This is a genomic window from Deinococcus sp. QL22 (assembly GCF_023370075.1).
Lineage (GTDB): Bacteria > Deinococcota > Deinococci > Deinococcales > Deinococcaceae > Deinococcus.
The window spans coordinates 2069768-2087053 of the sequence record NZ_CP097149.1; the positions used below are offsets into that span (position 1 = coordinate 2069768).

The following is a 17286-nucleotide window of genomic DNA, read 5'->3' on the forward strand; positions in this document are numbered from 1 at the left end:
GAGCCTATGACCGTTTCAATCGCCTCATCACGCCTGCCACTTCCGGCATCTTGAGGGCCACGGCTAGCAGCAGATAAGCCGTCAAGCCTGCGCCGCCCGCCACCGCCAGCCCCAGCATGCCCGGCAAAATGAATCCGGGTTCGGGCATCAGGCGGGAGATGAACCATGCCAACGCACCTGCCACCGCCGCCATCGGCAGGATACGGGCCAGATGCGAGGCGATCTGGCGCGACGGAAAGCCCAGAGCGCGGCGGTAGAGTAGAGCCAACGCCCCCGCCATCAGAATGCCGCTGAGGGTGGTGCTGACACCAAAGCCCAAGAGTCCCAGTGGCGGCACCAGCAGGCGGTACAGCCCCACTTCCAGCACGAAGCCGATGGCGCTGATGATCACGGCTTCGCGGGTGCGCTCGCGGGCATAGAAGGTTCGCAGCAAAATGGTGACGATGGCCCAGGGCACCAGCGCCAGCGCCCAGCCGGTCAGGATTCCAGTTCCGGCCTCGAAGCGGGGCACATCTATGGTGGCAGTCAAGTTGAACAGGCTGACCGCGTAGGGCGCAAGAACGACCAACAGGGCGCTCATGGGCGCGGCCAGAAAGGTGGTGGTGCGAACGGCCTGCACCGTCAGCGCCCGAAAAGCAGTCCAGTCTTTTTCGGCGGCGTGCTGAGAAAACCGGGGCAACAGCGCCAGCGCGGGCGACACCACGAACAGTCCGTTCACCATCGTAAACAGGGCCTCGGCGTTGGAATAGCCGCTCTGTGTGCCGGGCCGAAACAGCGTGCCGTCGCTGAGCAGGCGGGTCACGTACACATTCAAAATTTGCCGAGCGCCCGCCGTCAGGGTAAACGGAGCCATCTGCCGCAGCACCCGCCCCAGCGCCGGATGCCGCCTCAGCGCGGGCGTGGGCAGCAGCCCAAAACGCCGCAGCGCAGGCAACTGCACCACCAACTGCGCCACGCCGCCAATCAGCCACCCGAACGCCAGCCAGGTGGCCGTATCGGGCAGCAACAGCAGCGCCACGATACTGGCGATATTGAAGGCCACCGGAGCAAAGCTGGATTCGCGGAAATGTTCGTCGGCGTTCAGCAGGCCCATCGCAATGCTGGACAGGCTGATCAGCATCAGGAAGGGCATGACCAGTTGCGTCATGTACACGGCCAGCGCCCGGTCTACGTTGGAATTGGCGGCCAGCAGCAGGTCTACGATCCACGGTGCGGCCAGGATGCCCGCCGCCATCAGCAGCAGGTTCACGGCGATCAGCACGCCCGAGAAGGCGGCGGCCAATGCCTTACGCTCGGCGGCGTCTAGCGTCTTGTATACCGGGATAAACGAGTTGACTAGCGCGCCTTCGGCCAGCAGTTCGCGCAAGAGGTTGGGAATCTTGACCGCCACCGTAAAGGCGTCCAGCAGCGTGTTGCCAAACAAATTGATGATCTGCTGCCGCACTATGCCCGACAGCCGGGAACCCAGCGTTCCGGCCATCACAATCAGGGTATTTCGGCCCACCGACTTCTGGGTTGGTTTCTGGGGAGCTGCATTTTTTGGCCCCCCAACATCGGAGGGCGTACCGTCCTGAAAGTCGATTTGAATGACTGGGGGAGTGTTTTGAGGGTCAGAAGGCGGGACGGTCACACGGTCAACTGTAGCGCCTTGCCGCGTGCCTGCCCTCTCGCACCCTGCCAAAAGCTGTGGTAAACTCCCTCTTGCTTGTGGGGCCATGTGTCCCGGCGGCAGTGCGGAGAGGTGCCAGAGTGGTTGAATGGGTCAGTCTCGAAAACTGAAGTACGGGCAACTGTATCGTGGGTTCGAATCCCACCCTCTTCGCCAAAAGAAGTCCAGCATTGGAAGCAAAGTGCCCCTGACAGATGATGTCGGGGGCACTTTGTATTTGGTTCTTTGGGCTGAGGCGAGAAGAACAAGTCTAGCCACTGCCTAGGCCTTACACTGCGCCTGCTCTCGGCTTCAGCGCTCCCTGCTCCTGCAAATACTCCGCGATCTGCACGGCGTTCAGAGCCGCTCCCTTCAGCAATTGGTCGCCTGCCACGAACAATTCCAGGCCGCCTTCAAACACGAGGCTTGCGCGGATTCGGCCCACTTCCACGTCGTATTTGCCGCTGGCGGTGAGGGGCATGGGGTACAGCTTGGCTTCGGGGTCGTCGCGCACTTCCACTCCGGCGGCGCTCCGCAACAGTTCGCGGGCTTCGTCGGGCGTGGCGGGGCGCTCCAGCTCCAGCGTAATGGCCTCACTATGCGTGCGGAGCGTGGGAATCCGCACAGCAGTACAGGAGATGATCAGGCTCTCGTCGCCCAGAATCTTGCGGGTTTCCCAGGCCACCTTCATTTCCTCTTTGGTGTAGCCGTTGTCCTGAAAGGCGTCGATGTGCGGAATCACGTTGAAAGGAATCGGGTGGGCAAACACGCTGGCGGTGGCTTCCTTGCCGTGCAGCTGCATATGCGTCTGCTCCAGCAGTTCTTCCATTCCCTTCTGGCCTGCCCCGCTGGTGGCCTGATACGTAGAAACGATCATGCGCTTGACGCCGTACTTGCGGTGTAGCGGCGCAACGGCGACCACAGCAATGGCGGTGGTGCAGTTCGGGTTGGCGATGATGCCCTTGTGCCCCAGCGCGGCTTCCCCATTCACCTCGGGCACGACCAGAGGCACGTCTGCGTCGTAGCGAAAGGCGCTGGAGTTGTCGATGACCAGTGCGCCGCCCGCCACCCACGCCGGGGCCAACGCCTTGCTGATGCTGCCGCCCGCCGAAGCCAGAATCACATCGGCGTCGATTGCGCCCTCCGGAGTGGCCTGCACCGTCAATTCCTGGCCCTTAAAGGGCAATTTCAGGCCCGCCGAACGGGGCGAGGCGTACAGTTGCAACTCGCTAAAGTCCAGCGTGCTGTTCTCCAGCACCTTCATCAACTCGTGTCCAACTGCGCCCGTGGCTCCAACGATCGCTACTTTCAGTCCGCTCATAGGTCTATCCTCCCAGAAAAAAAGTCTTGCACACGTCTTCTCGCTCTCCAAAAAAAACCGCCCGACGACTCTTCGCGGGGCGGTGCTGTTGGCTTGAACAATCCAGCAGACCGCCGCTCAGGGGGTAGGAGTTCCCGGAGTGCTGATGGTCTGAGGGGTGGGGCAACGCATGGTTCAACGGTAGCGGCCCGGCGGGTGCAGGTCAAGCGGGCGGGCTAGGGGGGTGGGTCGGTACACTCGCGCCATGCGGTGCATCCCCATAAAGTGCATCCCATGAGGCGCATCCTGATTACGGGCATGTCGGGCACGGGCAAATCGTCGGTGATAGAGGCATTGGCGGCGCGTGGATTTGCCGCCATAGACACCGATTCCGATGAGTGGTGCGAATGGCAGACAGAGGGCGAAGCGGCGGAAACCGACTGGATTTGGCGGGCAGACCGAATAGAGGAGTTGCTCAGCGCCCCACACGGTACCGCACTGTTCTTGTCGGGCTGCAAGTCCAATCAGGGCCAGTTCTACCCATACTTCGACCAGATCGTGCTGCTGAGTGCACCCCCAGAAGTCATGCTGGAGCGGATTGCGGCCCGCACCAACAATCCGTATGGCAAAACGGAAGCCGAGCGGGAACAGATTGTGCAGCACCTGAACTGGGTAGAGCCGCTGTTGAGGGCGCGGGCCACGCTAGAAATCAAGACCTCTGACCTGAGCGTGCAGCAGATCGCGGATCAACTTGCTGCGTTGGTGACTGACTCAGAACGCTGAATCGCTATTTCTTGCGCTTTAAAAATCCCAGCCATCCGGCCTTGTTTGCCAGGCTTTCCGGCGTACTGCGCGGCGTGGCGGGTGCAAAATCTTCCAGCTTGATCTCGGCTTCGGGGTGCGGGGCAGTTTTCCACTGGCCCTCGGCAGTCGCCACCGCCCCGCCAAAGCGCCCAGCGGCGTACAGCGCGTGCAACTGCTCCTGTTCCTCGGTGTTGGCGCGGGGGTCTGCAAGGGCTTCTAACATGGCGAGCAGGCTGTCGTCTTCGCAAGACCAGTGGCCCTGCGTAAAGGTCGCTTCCTTGCCGTAAATGCGGATTCTGGCGGGCATGAACCACTCCGGGCCGGGCGGGCTGACCACCGTCCGGGCAATATGTCAGTTGTGTGACCCCTACAGAATAGCGCAACGGGTCAGTGAGGGAGATGAACTGGGGGTTCGCCTGCCCACACAGCCCTATTTTTCCCCCAACCGCCGCTCGTTCCCGCTCGTCAGCCGCCCGATGTTGTCGCGGTGTTGGTAGATCAGCAGGGCCGACAGCGCAGCTATGGCCAGGCACAGCCACACACTTTGGCCCGTGACCACAGCCACCAAGGTTCCCGCGATGACGCCCAGAATGCTCCCTGCCGATACCAGGCGCGTGAGCCACACCGTCGTCAGAAAAATAACTGCTGTGCCGATGCCCACCACCGGAACCAGCGACACCATCACGCCGAAGGTGGTGGCCGCGCCCTTGCCGCCCCGGAACTGCAAAAACGGGCTGAAATTGTGGCCGATGACGGCAGCGATCCCGCACAGGGCCGCCACGTTTTCACCGAGTCCCAGCCAACGCGCTATCCAGATCACCAGTACGCCCTTCAGGACGTCAAACGTCGCCACGGCCACTGCTGGGCCTTTGCCTGCCGCCCGCATCATGTTGGTTGCGCCGCTGTTGCCGCTGCCTACCGTGCGAATGTCTATGCCGCGTGCGCGGGCCAACCAAGCCGCTGCCGGAAGCGAACCGAGCGCGTAAGAAATCAGGACAGCCAGAACCGCAGTCAGAGTCACGCCCAGAATTGTACGCCGCCTTTCTTTGGAAGCCGCGCTTGGGTTGACAAGGTGACCGAGTTCGGTGTGCCCCGGCTGGGTTCCAGAGTCAGTACACTGCCCCATGATTGCGGCGGCGCTGACGGTAGAGCAGAGGCAACGGCTGGTGCGGGTGGCACGCGGCCAGGAAGACGGCGATCTGGTCATTCGCGGCGCGTCGGTGGTGCAGCCCGCCACACGCGAAGTCTTCGGGGCCGATGTGGTGATCGCAGAGGGCCGAATCGCCGCCTTTGGGCCGGGGTACGGCGCGGCGCGGGTCATTGAGGCACGCGGGGCATATCTGGCCCCCGGTTTCATAGACGGCCACGTTCATATCGAATCCAGCCTGCTGACCCCGGCGGGCTTTGCGCGGGCGGTGCTGCCACGCGGCACGACAGGCATCGTGGCCGAGCCACACGAACTGGTGAACGTGGTGGGCGCGGCGGGGTTGGGCTGGATGCTGGAGGCGGGCCGAAGCTCTGGCCTGCGCGTGTGGGCCTCTGCACCGTCGTGCGTGCCTGCCAGCGAATTCGAACAGGGCGGAGCGGTGGTAGGGGCCGCCCAGATTGCCGAGATGCTGGCCCTGCCCGGCGTGCTGGGGCTGGCCGAAATGATGAACTATCCGGGCGTACTGAATGCCGATCCGGGCGTGTGGGACGTACTGGAAGCGGGGCATAGGACGGGGCGGCGCATGGACGGCCACGCATCGGGGGTGGGGGGGCGCGACCTGCACGCCTACGCGGCGGCGGGCCTGCACTCCGACCACGAGGCCACCACCCCGGAAGAAGCCCGCGAGCGCCTGCGGGCGGGCCTGTGGCTGATGGTGCGCGAGGGTTCGGCGGCCCGCAATCTGGCGGCTCTGCTGCCCGTGCTGAAGGAAGGCCCGCGCCGCGTCATGTTGGTCAGCGACGATGTGAGCGTGGACGAGCTGCTGGAACTGGGTCACCTGGATCGCCTGCTGCGAATGTGCGTGACAGGCGGCCTGCATCCCGCCGACGCGGTGGCCCTGGTCACCTGCAACCCCGCCGAATACTGGGGCCTGCACGACTCCGGCCTAGTCGCGCCGGGCTACCACGCCGACTTTGTGTTGCTCAAAGACTTAGCAGGCTTTGAGGTACTGGACACCTTTGTGGGCGGGCAGGAGGCGCGGGCCGGAACGGGAACGCCGCCGTTGCCGGGCGGAGGCGTGAATCTGGGCGCAGGCTGGAGCACCGCCACCTTCGAGGTTCCTGGCCACTGGCCGGTCATGCAGGTGCGGCCCGATCAGATCACGACGGGCATGGGCGCACCCGGCAGCGGCGACACCCGGCTGGTGGTGGCTGACCGCTACGGACGCGCCCAGCCCGGTCAGACCGCACACAGCACCTGCTGGACGTCCGGCACGGGATTAACCGGGGGGACGTTGGGAATCAGTGTCTTGCACGACGCCCACAACGCCGCTTTTTTGGGAGGCACCGACGCCGACATTCGTGCAGCGGGCGCGGCGCTGGAGGCGTTGGGCGGCGGCGTGGTCGTGGTATCGGGCGGGCAGGTGCAGGCCTCGTTGCCGTTGCCCTATGCAGGCCTGATGACCGACGCCGATCCTCACGCGGCAGCAGCAGGGCTGGGCCAGATCACGGCGGCGGCTCAGGCTCTGGGCTGCACCTTGCCGTACCCGGTCACCACCCTCAGCTTTCTGGGCCTGACCGTTATTCCGGCCCTGAAACTCACGCCACGCGGCCTGCTGGATGTAGGAGCTTGGCAGATGTTGGCAGCGAATGAGGATAAATGAACGAGAGAAGTCTAATTTTTTCGCTTACAGCAGGCTAGACGAGTCTCCGAACAGAAATTTTGTGAGTTGTTTGTGTTGTTGGAGTATCTAAAATGGCGTGAGGTTTTCTACATTCGTATGGCATTCACCGTTTCCAAACCTGATCGCAGCACGACTGTTCTGACGCCTGCCCAAGCGTCACGCGCTTTTTCATGGACTCGCTTTCTCATTTTGCTGGCCTTGTTGCTGATCCAGGTTGGTACGGTCACGGGAGTGCTTTGGGCCAATCGGCGCGGCGGTGAGGCCGTCGTGCAGGCACAGGCCCGCCAAAGCCTGCAACAACTGGTGCGTGTAACCGGGGACAATGCCCGCGCTTACCTGCAAACGGCAGTTCAGATCGTGCGGATTACCACCACGATGATCGCTTCCGGCCAGACCAATACCGCCGATTCCGGCGCACTGGGCCTGACCTTCGGCACTTTGCTGGAGGCCACCCCGCAGCTTGACGCGGTGCTGTTGGGGCAGCCGGATGGCCGATTTGTGTTTGTGCGCCGGGACGGAACGGGGCGCTACTTCAAGGTCATTGAGCCTGTGCCGCAACGCTGTACCACCATCACCTACCTCGATGCGGCGGGCCGCGTCACTTCTCAGACCACGCCCGCCGACTCCTATGACCCCCGTACGCGGCCTTGGTACATGCTGGCGACTTCGCGCCCCGGTCAAATGGTCTGGACTGCACCTTACGTCTTTGCCTCCTCGCAGCTGCCCGGCATTACGGTTGCGGCGGCCCAGCAAGGACTAGATGGCCGCCTGATGGTGGTCGGGGTCGATATGCAGCTCAGTGGCCTGACGCACATGTTGGAGCAGGTGAAATTTACGCCGCGTGGCCGGGCCTTTATTACCGATACAGATGGGAACGCTATCGCCGCGTCTCGGGCGTGGCCGCGCAAAATTCAGGGGCGGGTGCCTGCCCTTACCGAAGTGGGCGATCCAGCCCTGCATGCCCTGCTGGACGGCGGCGGTCTGCCGCGCTTAGAGGGAGAAGAAGGCCTCAGCAGCGAGGTGACGCGGCGCTATCTGGTGGGCACAGAACCTTACGCTGCCGTACTGCGCCGCGTGGAGGTGCAGCCGGGCATCAGTTGGGTGGTCGGCGTCTACGCGCCCGAGTCCGACTTTACCGGAGAACTGAACGGCGTGTTCCAACAACACCTGATCATTATCGCGGTGATGGCCGTGCTGAGCGCCCTGATCGCGTGGCCGCTGGCCTTTAGCGCCACCCAGCCGTTTGCCGCCCTGCAGCGCCAGGCCACCACCGACGCCCTGACCGGTCTTCGTAACCGCGCCAGTTTATTGGCCCAACTCAGCGAGGATTTGCGCCGCAAGGCCACCAATCCCCACGCCGGAGAATTGGGGGTCGTCATCCTTGATCTGGACGGATTTAAGGCTGTGAACGACACGTATGGTCATGCGGTGGGCGACGAGGTGCTGCATGCTGTAGGCGCCAGTCTGCTGAGTGCGGCGCGGGTAGGAGATACCCTTGGGCGGCTGGGCGGCGACGAATTTGCCCTGATCGTGCACGGCGCGACCCGCGAGGCCGTGCGGTTGCGCGTCGAGGGAATCATGCAGGCTATCGTGCGGCGGCCCATGACGGTCAACGATGTCCCGCATCAATTGGGCGCGACGGCGGGACTGGTCTTTTATGATCAGACTGTGGCCGCCCCCTCCAAGTTAGAAGAGATCGAAGAGGCGTCTCACCTGCTGCTCTTGCGTGCCGATACTGCCCTGCTGAGGGGCAAAAAGCGCGAAAAGGGGCGGGTCTGGCTGGCCGATGAACTCGGTGGGCCGACGTTGTTGTAGGGGTGCTAGATTGCTCATATCCTCAGTCCTAGACCCGCAGACGCCCTGAAGTGGCTGCCCCCAATTCAGCGCCGTATCTGTAAAGGCCGCGCCCCGAACAGTTGCGCCCTCAGACCTTCCCGCGCCGTACTCAGCGCCCGGTCAAGCTCTGGCCCCCGCGCCGCTGCCGCACGGAGCCACACTGCGCCGCCTGCCGTGTATCCGCAGGCCAGTTGACCGGGCAGGGCGGGCCAGTCGCTCACTTCTCCACTGCCCACCCACACGCCGCTGGCCGCGTAGTCCCACTCACTCCAGATGCCGGGGGCGCGGGTGTGTTGGCCCGGTTCCACCTTCACCTGATCCAGATACAGCCGCTCGCCGCCGCGCCACACTTCTACACGGCTGCGGTATTCGGCAAAGGCCAACCGCTCGCCCATGTGCACGCGCCCAGAGGACAGTGTTTCGCTCAGGCCCAACTCTGCGCCGTCTTCCAGGTCGGCCCGCACAGTCTGATGAAAGGCGCTGCCCGCGAAGGGCAAGGTACGCTCCGGGTAGTATTCCAGCCGCCCACCTGCCGCCACCGTAAATCGGATGTGCTGCGTCGCCACCGCCCCAGACGGCGAAGGCTGAAGCCGTGTGGCCGACTGCGTCAGGATCAAAGTCTGTGCGCCTGCGCCCACCTCGGCCACGATTTCGCTGTGGTCGCCGCCCAGAACGCCCCCGGTGGGGTTGACCACAAACACCATCAGCGTGCCGCATGGGAGTTCGAAGGGCCGAATAATCATCAGCGGCGCTTTTTGCAGGTCGCGGGTCAGCACGGTTTTGCCCCGCCGTTCTTCAAAAGTCAGGTGCAGCAGGCCGGTGCGGGTGCGTTGGCCGAGAGTCATTCTGAGCGGCTGACCTGTAGGCCAATCCTGGGAGGCGCAACATCTTTGAACAGCAGATCGTGTTCGATCCACGCGATGACTTCGGCCACACCCAGCCCGCGTTTCAGGTCGGTAAACACATACGGCCTCACTGCATCGCCAACCGTTCTCTGCGCGCGTGCATCGGCGTCCATCACGCGCAAATCGGCCCCCACATACGGCGCGAGGTCAATTTTATTGATAACGAGCAAGTCGGAATGCCGGACGCCGGGGCCACCCTTGCGCGGCACTTTCTCTCCGCCCGATACGTCTAACACGAACAGCCAGGCGTCCACCAGTTCCGGTGAAAAACTGGACGCCAGATTGTCGCCGCCCGACTCTATAAAAATCAGTTCTACGCCCGGAAAATCGGTTTCCAGTGACTCCACCGCCTCCTGATTCAGCGACGTGTCCTCGCGGATGGCGGTGTGGGGGCAGCCGCCCGTCTGCACGCCCCGGATGCGTTCGGCGGGCAGCGCGGCGGCAGCGGTCAGGATGCGCTGATCCTCGAAGGTGTAGATGTCGTTGGTGATCACGGCCAGGGCATAACGCTCCCGCAACGTGCGGCACAGCACTTCCAGCAGCGCCGTTTTGCCCGAACCCACCGGGCCACCGACACCAATTTTGAGGGGAGCAGGGGAGAGGGTCACACCGCCCAGTTTGGCGCATTCTGGCGGCGCTGTTCTGGTTTGATAGGAACGTAATCACGCTCAAAATTCATCTGTAGACAAACTGTGGTTGATGGTCTACCCTGTGACCAAAGACACGTTTGACCGAAGCTGTTCCCCTCAGGAGGCTCTATGACCCAGACCGAATCTGCTCCCACGTTGCTGACGCCCACAACCTTACTGGCCCACTGGCAGGGCCACCGCCGTCTCACCCGCCGCGTCATCGAGGCGTTCCCCGAAGATCAACTGTTTAGCTTTAGCGTGGGCGGAATGCGTCCGTTTGGCGTGCTGGCGTGGGAAGTGGTGACGATCTCTACTTACCTGATGAATGCGCTGCACACCGATCAATGGGGCGCGGAAACCATGAGCCGCGAGCCAAAGCCGCAGGAACGCACGGCGCTGCTGGCCGAGTGGGACGCACTGACCGCCCGCCTGGATGCCGAGCTTCCCGGCACGTCGTCCGTGCTTCTGACCACCGAAAAAGACTTGCCTTTTGGCCGCCAGACAGCCACCGCTGCCGCTTTTTACATGATCGACAACGAGGTGCATCACCGGGGGCAGGGCTACGTGTATCTGCGGGCGTTGGGAATCGAGCCGCCACCGTTCTACGTGCGCTGAGTTACCGTGCGCTGAAACTTACGTCTGAAACAGCCGACTCTCTAGCCCTGCCTGCTCACTGGCGGCAATATCGAGAAGCGGAGAGAAGCCGCCCAGATCATCAGGCGTGGCGTGCAGCGCGGCCTCAATGCAGGCCTGCGCTGCGTCCTCTGCCAGCCGTGCGGCCCGTTGCGCGTCCAGCCCGCCCAGTTTCATCAGCCGGGTGGCCGAAGTCACGCGCCCCAGGAGCCACGCACTGACATACGCGGCCACCGCATCGGCCTGAGTCACACCCAGCGCGGCGGAAATGACCCCAAAACTGGTGGCGTGGTGGCGCGTAACGGGCAAGTCAGCCAACTCCTGCGGCCAGAGGTGCAGCGCGGCGCGGCGCAAGTTGGCCCCGACGCGCAGGCTGGCTTCACGCGGCCCCTGTACCAGCTTCAGATGGGTCAAGAGCGCGTCCAGATCGACCAGTTCAGCGGGCGTGGCGGCCCAGGCCAGGGCGCAGGCGGGCGCGTCCTGCCTTCCCCAGCCGTGTGCCAATTGCCCGCACAGGAAGGCGTTGAGGTCTGTGGCTGTGCGAATCTCGCCTCGCACCGTCAGGGTTTCCAGGCCGTCGCTGAAGGCATACGCTCCGGTGGGAAAGGCTGAATCGGAGAGTTGCAGGAGCCTCAGCAGACTCACGCTTCATGCTCCCAACTGCTGCGCCCCAAGAAGGGCCGGGTCTGGCGGAAAAACGGCACGCCCAACCGGGTCAGCAGCAGTTCTATCGGCGCGTCCCACAGCACCAGAAACACCACCTGGTCTTCCAACTCAGCCTCTACGAAATCGCGGTGCAAGTTGCCCACCGCGTGCGCGACTCTGGCGGCCTCGGCCATGCTGCGCGGGGCAACGGCGGCCACCTCTTCCGGCGCGGCGGCCACCACGTAGGTTACGCCGCCGATGCTGTCCAGTACGCTTCCGGGAACCAAAATGGTGCCTGTAGCAAAAGCCAGTTTCAGTTCCACGCCGTCTGGGGCGGTCAGGCGGCGGCGCACCCGGCGGCGGTCCAGGGCAGTCATCGGCACGGCAACGGTGTGAACTGAAGCTGCCGCCAATTCGGCTTCCTCGCTCGCCAACACCTTGCGGCGTAATCCGGTCAGGCGGGTCAGGGCTGCTCGCCCCGCACAAACTCAAACCAGGGCTCCAGCCCCACGCCCCGTTTGCTGCTCAGCTCGATCACCCGCACGCCGGGCCGGGCGCGGTCTATGTTCTCGCGGCAGAGGCTCAGGTCAAATTCCACCGCCTCGGCAATGTCCATTTTGGTGATCACCACCACGTCGGCGGTATTGAACATGGTCGGATATTTCAGCGGCTTGTCCTCGCCCTCGGTGGTCGAAATCAACACCACTCTTGCCGCCTCGCCCAGATCGTAGGAGCTGGGGCAAACCAGATTGCCCACGTTTTCCAGGAACAGTACGTCCAGCGCGGCCAAATCGAAGTGCGGGAGGATGGTCTGCACCATGCTGGCGTCAAGGTGGCAAATGGTTCCGGTAACGATCTGTTCGGCCTGTGCGCCCCACTGCCTCAGCCGGGCCGCGTCGTTGTCGGTGGCGAGGTCGCCTACTGCCACTGCCATCCCGATTTGCCTCCGCAGGTCTTGCAACGTCCGCTCCAGCAGCGCCGTTTTGCCCGCGCCGGGGCTGGACACCAGGTTGATGGCCCGCACGCCAGCCTCGGCAAAGGTGCGGCGGTTTTCGGCGGCCACACGGTCATTGTCCTTCAGGATGTTCTGGCGCACGGCCACGATTCGGGGAGTCATCACAGTCATAGTTCTCCTTCAGTCCAATTCCAGTCAGTCCAGTTCCAGCTCGTCCAACTCCAGTTCATCGCCCTGAAGCAGCGTGGGCGTGGGCAAATCGCAGACCGGGCAGCGCAGGCCGCGCCGCAACTCCAATTCGACGGGGCCGTGCGTGGGGCAGTCTCCGACACCCGGCACAAACACGATGCTCAGGCATGCGCCCTCTAGTGGCGTCCCCTCGGCAGCGGCGGGAAAGGCGGCCTGCAACGCCTCCGGCACCACTGCCGACCATTGCCCGATCCGCACCGTCAGCGCCGAAACGCGCCCGCCGCCGTGTTCCAGCATGGTTTCGGTCGCAACGGCAATCAGGGAAAGGGCGATGGAAGCTTCGTGCATGGGCTCAGGTCAGGCTGCCAGAGAGGGGAGATTCAGGGTCAGCCGCACTCTCCTTGAGATCAGCCAGAGCCTGGACGTACTTATCGAGAATGGTGTCAGGAACAGCCGCTCCATGAAAATTCCCGACGGCCCTTGCCTCTTCAAGCCTATCGAGTGTTTCCAGCAACACCGAATGATCTTGCTGAGGAAAACGCTCCGGTAATTGACAGAGGACAGGCACAGCCACAAAGGTCGCCGGATAGATCGTTCCCTGATCCTCTATTTCCGCCAGGATGTTTTCAAACAATGGAATCTGGTCATTCGTATAGAAACCTTCGGCGGTCAGCATCCAGTCGTAGTCTCCCGGCCCTTCCACAACGACTCGCTCCAGCCATTCGACAAGGCGGGGACTGTGATGGGCACTGTGGGCCAGTAGGTTTAATTCTTGCTCAGTAAAAATAGACATGTGTTTGTTTACCTCAGAACAGGAAATACTTCTGCGCCAGCGGCAGTTCGTCCAGCGGTTCACACGTTGCCAGTTCGCCGTCTACGCGCACTTCATAGGTTTCGGGATTCACGTCTATCTGCGGCGTTCCAGCATTCAGAATCATGTCTTTTTTGCCGATGGTGCGCGTGTTGGCTACGGCGCTGTAGCGGCGGCCCACATCCGGCAGATTGCCTAGTTCCAGACTGATGCCCGACACGAAATGCAGGCAGGTGGCGTCCATTCCGCCCCCGTGCGCGGCAAACATGGGGCGCGGATACACGGGCTGCGGCGTGGGAATACTGGCGTTGGCGTCGCCCATCTGCGCGGCCACCACCAGACCGCCCTTGATGATCATGGCCGTTTTTGCGCCGAAAAAGGCCGGGTTCCACAGCACCAGATCGGCCAGTTTGCCCACTTCGATGCTGCCGACTTCGTGGGCGATGCCGTGTGCAATGGCTGGATTGATGGTGTATTTGGCGATATAGCGCCGGGCGCGGAAGTTGTCGGCCCGCCCGTCTGGAGCGAGTGCGCCGCGCTGAAGCTTCATCTTGTGCGCTGTCTGCCACGTCCGGGTAATCACCTCGCCCACCCGCCCCATCGCCTGAGAATCGCTGCTCATCATCGAAAAAACGCCCAGGTCGTGCAGCACGTCTTCGGCGGCAATGGTTTCGGGCCGAATCCGGCTCTCGGCAAAGCTCACGTCTTCGGGAATGCGCGGGCTGAGGTGGTGACAGACCATCAGCATATCCAGATGCTCGTGGATGGTATTGACCGTAAACGGCATGGTGGGATTCGTGCTGGACGGCAACACGTTGGGCAGGCCCGCCACCCGGATGATGTCGGGCGCGTGGCCGCCGCCTGCACCCTCGGTATGAAAGGTGTGAATGGTGCGGCCCGCGAAGGCCCGGATGCTGTCTTCCACAAAGCCCGATTCATTCAGGGTATCGGTGTGGATGGCGACCTGCACATCAAATTCCTCGGCCACACTGAGGGCGGCGTGGATGGCGGCGGGCGTGGTGCCCCAGTCCTCGTGCAGCTTCAGGCCCAGCGCTCCGGCCCGAATCTGCTCAGCCAGCGGTTCCTGCGTGCTGGCGTTGCCCTTGCCCAGCAGCCCAAAGTTAAGCGGCAGGCCGTCTAACGCCTCCAACATGCGGTGCAGGTGCCATTCACCCGGCGTGCAGGTGGTGGCGCTTGTACCCGCCGTCGGTCCGGTGCCGCCACCGATCATGGTGGTCACCCCCGATTCCAGCGCCGTCCAACACTGCTGCGGCGCAATGAAATGAATATGGGTATCCACGCCGCCCGCCGTCAGAATGTGGCCCTCACCCGCAATAATTTCGGTGCTGGCCCCGATGGTCAAGCCCGCCGTGACGCCGTCCTGCGTCCCCGGATTGCCTGCCTTGCCAATCGCGTTAATACGCCCATTCTTCACGCCCACATCGGCCTTGATGACGCCCCAGTGATCCAGAAGAATGGCGTTGGTAATCACCAGATCCGGCACATTCGGGTCGCTGCGGGTGGCGGTGCTGCTCTGGCCGAGGCCGTCACGAATGACCTTGCCGCCGCCAAATTTCACTTCTTCCCCGTAGGTAGTCAGGTCGCGCTCAATTTCAATCAGCAGTTGCGTGTCGCCCAGCCGCACCCGGTCTCCGGTGGTGGGGCCGTACAGGTCGGCGTAGGCCTTGCGGGAAATCTTCATTCTGCCCCCCTGAATCCGCCCGATTTGGCCCGCTCCGGCGCCCCCTCCCGCTGCTCTTCCAAGTCGCCGCTCACCAGTGCGTTCATGCCGTACACGGTGCGGGTTCCGCCCAGTGGCACGGCTTCCACTTCCCGTTCCTCGCCGGGTTCAAAGCGCACAGCGGTTCCAGCCGGAATGTTCAGGCGCATGCCATACGCGGCGGCCCGGTCAAAGCTGAGGGCGGCGTTCACCTCAAAAAAATGAAAATGGCTGCCCACCTGAATCGGGCGGTCGGCGGTGTTAGCCACCATCAGCACGGTCACGGGTTTGCCCGCGTTCAACTCGATTTCGCCGTCTTCCAACAAATATTCCCCCGCCACCACCGCACTCCTGCCGCCGCGAATCGGGTCATGAATGGTCACCAACTTGGTGCCGTCAGGGAAAGTGCCTTCCACCTGAATATCGTGGATCAGGTCGGGCACGCCGTCCATCACGTCATCCGGCGTCAGCAGCGTCGTGCCCCAGCCCATCAGGTCTTCCACGCGCCGCCCGTCGCGGATGCCTTCCAACACTTCCGCTGTGATGTAGGCCACCGCTTCCGGATGGTTGAGTTTCAGGCCACGTGCCCTGCGCCTGCGGGCCACTTCAGCCGCCGTAAAAATCAACAGTTTGTCGCGTTCGCGTTCGGTCAGTTTCACGCAGGCTCTCCTTGGGAAAAATAAGTCTGTAGACGTCAGCTTATGCCGCCGCGCCTGCATCTTGTTGCCGTGTTTCTAAGCAGGATGCAGCCAATTGGTGACGATGCAGAGCAATGCACCATTTCTGCAACTTGTTGTATTTCATCTGGCAGACATGTTGCATACGCTCAAAGATCAAACTGGCTTCCCCTACAACCTGTCTGCGTTCGTGTCGGGTGTAGGTCGCCGCCATCCTTTATGCTGACTCTCAGATGAGCGCCGTGATTCACCTCCAAGCGTTGGGCCTGACCGAATACGAGGCCCGCGCCTATACCGCGTTGCTGGCGCTGGGCCGGGCTGTGCCTGCCCGTGTTGCGCGGCAAGCGGGCATTCCTCGCCCCAAGATTTACGAAACGCTGGAACGCTTGGAGGGGCGTGGGCTGGCGGCCAAAGTGGGCCAGAATCCGCTGGAATACGCCCCCCTCAGCGCCCGTGAGTATTTGGCCCGCTCGCGCCGATCCTTCGATGACCGCCTCAGTGCCCTAGACCGTGATCTGTCTCGCCTTGCCCCCGATCCAGCCCCCGAAGCCGTGTATCACCTGTACGGCGAGGCTGCCATTCGCAGCCTGTGCGAAGACTTGACCCTGAATGCCCGCCGCAGCGTCTACATGGCTGGAGACGCGGTGCTGGCCGACCGCCTAGAGCGCCTGACTCCACGCGGCGTCGAGCTTCACCGTACGGTTCTGACCGCCCTGCCCAGCATTGCCGCCGCCGGACAACAGGCCTTCTTGTTGGCCCGCGACGGCGAGGCGGCGCTGGTGGCGCACTTTATAGAAGAGGGCGGTGTCGGTGACGCGCACGGCGTGCATACCCACAATCCGGTCATCATCCACCTGATCGAGGGCTACGTGCGTTTGGCCGCTCAGCACAGGGTTTCTGCGCCGCCTGCGCCCTAGGCGGAATGCGGTTTACGCCAGTGGTTGACAAGTTGAGGACTCGCTGTTAACCTAGCTGAGCCTTGAGAGCGGCACAAGAGGCGAGCAAGAGAATACGGTGAGGGGCTGTGGCGCAGCTGGGAGCGCGTCTGAATGGCATTCAGAAGGTCAGCGGTTCGATCCCGCTCAGCTCCACCAAAGTCGGCCCCGCCCAACAGCGGGGCACCTTTTATCCCTACCGAAATGATTGTCCCTGCTAGAATGGCAGTCGGCACCACCCCAAGGCGATGTAGCTCAGCTGGTTAGAGCGAACGACTCATAATCGTTAGGTCCGCGGTTCAAGTCCGCGCATCGCCACCAAGACCTTTAAACCTCGTCATAGACGGGGTTTTTTGTGTTTGTACCAAGCACCTGCATTCGGCTCGGCTGGCAGTGATCGTTTGTTGCCTACTCCTTTCCCCTGCCTCTCTTTCTAGCAGTTCTGGGGTTCCGATATTTCAAGTCTGGCCCGCGTCTTCGCCCCGTATTAGCCGAGCAATGTGGCCCCGCCCCAACTTGCTGCTTTTCCGGTCTGGTCTAGGCTGTCGTGGGCATGACAGAGACAATAGCGGGCGATATGCCGTGCTTTTCCGGTGGTTACCGCGCCCCCTGCGGCCAGCACTTTGGCTGTCGCTTCGCCTACTCTGGTGCTGGCAAAGCTGGGTTGCTCGCGCAGCTTGAGCCCCCGCTCGGCGTTGTGCTGCACAGCTTTGGGGCTGTCCAGATGCGCATACTTTATGGTGGCTTTGTGTATAGGCCTGACCCACC

Annotated in this window: 19 protein-coding genes and 3 tRNA genes; 8 read left to right on the forward strand and 14 right to left on the reverse strand. The window is 62.8% G+C overall.

Annotated elements, in window-relative coordinates; genetic code table 11:
* Positions 1 to 4: 4 nt before the first annotated feature.
* A complete protein-coding gene (gene murJ, locus M1R55_RS10365) occupies positions 5 to 1480 on the reverse strand; it encodes a murein biosynthesis integral membrane protein MurJ (protein ID WP_249394190.1) in 1476 nt (491 codons plus the stop codon).
* 255 nt (positions 1481 to 1735) lie between these two features.
* Here murJ and M1R55_RS10370 point away from each other — a divergent pair.
* Positions 1736 to 1825: transfer RNA gene (locus M1R55_RS10370), tRNA-Ser, on the forward strand.
* A 112-nt stretch (positions 1826 to 1937) separates the two neighbouring features.
* Here M1R55_RS10370 and M1R55_RS10375 read toward each other — a convergent pair.
* Positions 1938 to 2960 (reverse strand): aspartate-semialdehyde dehydrogenase, encoded by a 1023-nt coding sequence (locus tag M1R55_RS10375; RefSeq protein ID WP_249394191.1) that lies wholly within the window; start codon positions 2958 to 2960, stop codon positions 1938 to 1940.
* Positions 2961 to 3242: 282 nt separating this feature from the next.
* Between M1R55_RS10375 and M1R55_RS10380 the strand changes: the two genes are divergently transcribed.
* Positions 3243 to 3731 carry an AAA family ATPase gene (locus tag M1R55_RS10380; protein WP_249391696.1) on the forward strand — a complete coding sequence of 163 codons (489 nt, stop codon included), beginning with the start codon at positions 3243 to 3245 and terminating at the stop codon, positions 3729 to 3731.
* Between the two features lie 4 nt (positions 3732 to 3735).
* Here the strand turns inward: M1R55_RS10380 and M1R55_RS10385 are convergent, their stop codons facing one another.
* Both M1R55_RS10385 and plsY read right to left on the reverse strand, forming a co-directional pair.
* Entirely contained in the window at positions 3736 to 4059 is a 324-nt protein-coding gene (locus M1R55_RS10385; RefSeq protein ID WP_249391697.1) for a hypothetical protein, read from the reverse strand.
* A gap of 123 nt (positions 4060 to 4182) precedes the next feature.
* Complete coding sequence (gene plsY, locus M1R55_RS10390) at positions 4183 to 4773, reverse strand: glycerol-3-phosphate 1-O-acyltransferase PlsY (RefSeq protein ID WP_249391698.1); 591 nt, start codon at positions 4771 to 4773, stop codon at positions 4183 to 4185.
* A gap of 103 nt (positions 4774 to 4876) precedes the next feature.
* On the opposite strand from plsY, the gene M1R55_RS10395 reads away from it, so the two are divergent.
* Both M1R55_RS10395 and M1R55_RS10400 read left to right on the forward strand, forming a co-directional pair.
* The gene (locus M1R55_RS10395) at positions 4877 to 6562 is read left to right on the forward strand and encodes an adenine deaminase C-terminal domain-containing protein (protein WP_249391699.1); all 1686 of its coding nucleotides are present in this window, start codon (positions 4877 to 4879) and stop codon (positions 6560 to 6562) included.
* A gap of 117 nt (positions 6563 to 6679) precedes the next feature.
* Positions 6680 to 8398, forward strand: a complete 1719-nt coding sequence (locus M1R55_RS10400; protein WP_249391700.1) for a diguanylate cyclase — start codon at positions 6680 to 6682, stop codon at positions 8396 to 8398.
* 65 nt (positions 8399 to 8463) lie between these two features.
* On the opposite strand, the gene M1R55_RS10405 is transcribed toward M1R55_RS10400, so the two are convergent.
* Positions 8464 to 9264 carry an urease accessory protein UreD gene (locus M1R55_RS10405; protein ID WP_249391701.1) on the reverse strand — a complete coding sequence of 267 codons (801 nt, stop codon included), beginning with the start codon at positions 9262 to 9264 and terminating at the stop codon, positions 8464 to 8466.
* The gene (gene ureG, locus M1R55_RS10410; RefSeq protein ID WP_249391702.1) at positions 9261 to 9932 is read right to left on the reverse strand and encodes an urease accessory protein UreG; all 672 of its coding nucleotides are present in this window, start codon (positions 9930 to 9932) and stop codon (positions 9261 to 9263) included. Before ureG ends, M1R55_RS10405 begins: the two co-directional genes overlap by 4 nt.
* A gap of 150 nt (positions 9933 to 10082) precedes the next feature.
* Here ureG and M1R55_RS10415 point away from each other — a divergent pair, with 150 nt between their 5' ends.
* Positions 10083 to 10568, forward strand: a complete 486-nt coding sequence (locus tag M1R55_RS10415) for a DinB family protein (protein ID WP_249391703.1) — start codon at positions 10083 to 10085, stop codon at positions 10566 to 10568.
* A gap of 18 nt (positions 10569 to 10586) precedes the next feature.
* On the opposite strand, the gene M1R55_RS10420 is transcribed toward M1R55_RS10415, so the two are convergent.
* The 7 genes from M1R55_RS10420 to M1R55_RS10450 all read right to left on the reverse strand — a co-directional run bounded on the left by M1R55_RS10420 (position 10587) and on the right by M1R55_RS10450 (position 15565).
* Entirely contained in the window at positions 10587 to 11231 is a 645-nt protein-coding gene (locus M1R55_RS10420; RefSeq protein ID WP_249391704.1) for an urease accessory protein UreF, read from the reverse strand.
* Positions 11228 to 11608 carry an urease accessory protein UreE gene (locus M1R55_RS10425; RefSeq protein ID WP_249391705.1) on the reverse strand — a complete coding sequence of 127 codons (381 nt, stop codon included), beginning with the start codon at positions 11606 to 11608 and terminating at the stop codon, positions 11228 to 11230. The genes M1R55_RS10420 and M1R55_RS10425 overlap by 4 nt, the downstream gene beginning before the upstream one ends.
* 86 nt (positions 11609 to 11694) lie before the next feature.
* The gene (gene hypB, locus M1R55_RS10430; RefSeq protein ID WP_249391706.1) at positions 11695 to 12357 is read right to left on the reverse strand and encodes a hydrogenase nickel incorporation protein HypB; all 663 of its coding nucleotides are present in this window, start codon (positions 12355 to 12357) and stop codon (positions 11695 to 11697) included.
* Between the two features lie 24 nt (positions 12358 to 12381).
* Positions 12382 to 12723: a hydrogenase maturation nickel metallochaperone HypA gene (locus M1R55_RS10435; RefSeq protein WP_249391707.1), complete on the reverse strand. Its 342-nt coding sequence runs from the start codon at positions 12721 to 12723 to the stop codon at positions 12382 to 12384.
* Positions 12724 to 12727: 4 nt separating this feature from the next.
* Positions 12728 to 13168, reverse strand: a complete 441-nt coding sequence (locus M1R55_RS10440; RefSeq protein ID WP_249391708.1) for a hypothetical protein — start codon at positions 13166 to 13168, stop codon at positions 12728 to 12730.
* A gap of 13 nt (positions 13169 to 13181) precedes the next feature.
* Positions 13182 to 14888 carry an urease subunit alpha gene (gene ureC, locus M1R55_RS10445; protein WP_249391709.1) on the reverse strand — a complete coding sequence of 569 codons (1707 nt, stop codon included), beginning with the start codon at positions 14886 to 14888 and terminating at the stop codon, positions 13182 to 13184.
* Positions 14885 to 15565 (reverse strand): urease subunit gamma, encoded by a 681-nt coding sequence (locus M1R55_RS10450; RefSeq protein WP_249391710.1) that lies wholly within the window; start codon positions 15563 to 15565, stop codon positions 14885 to 14887. Before M1R55_RS10450 ends, ureC begins: the two co-directional genes overlap by 4 nt.
* Positions 15566 to 15816: 251 nt before the next feature.
* Between M1R55_RS10450 and M1R55_RS10455 the strand changes: the two genes are divergently transcribed.
* The 3 genes from M1R55_RS10455 to M1R55_RS10465 all read left to right on the forward strand — a co-directional run bounded on the left by M1R55_RS10455 (position 15817) and on the right by M1R55_RS10465 (position 16839).
* Positions 15817 to 16500: a TrmB family transcriptional regulator gene (locus tag M1R55_RS10455; protein ID WP_249391711.1), complete on the forward strand. Its 684-nt coding sequence runs from the start codon at positions 15817 to 15819 to the stop codon at positions 16498 to 16500.
* A gap of 101 nt (positions 16501 to 16601) precedes the next feature.
* Positions 16602 to 16677, forward strand: a tRNA-Ala gene (locus M1R55_RS10460).
* A gap of 85 nt (positions 16678 to 16762) precedes the next feature.
* Positions 16763 to 16839, forward strand: a tRNA-Met gene (locus tag M1R55_RS10465).
* Positions 16840 to 17005: 166 nt separating this feature from the next.
* Here M1R55_RS10465 and M1R55_RS10470 read toward each other — a convergent pair.
* Positions 17006 to 17224 (reverse strand): hypothetical protein, encoded by a 219-nt coding sequence (locus M1R55_RS10470; RefSeq protein WP_249391712.1) that lies wholly within the window; start codon positions 17222 to 17224, stop codon positions 17006 to 17008.
* Positions 17225 to 17286 lie beyond the last annotated feature (62 nt).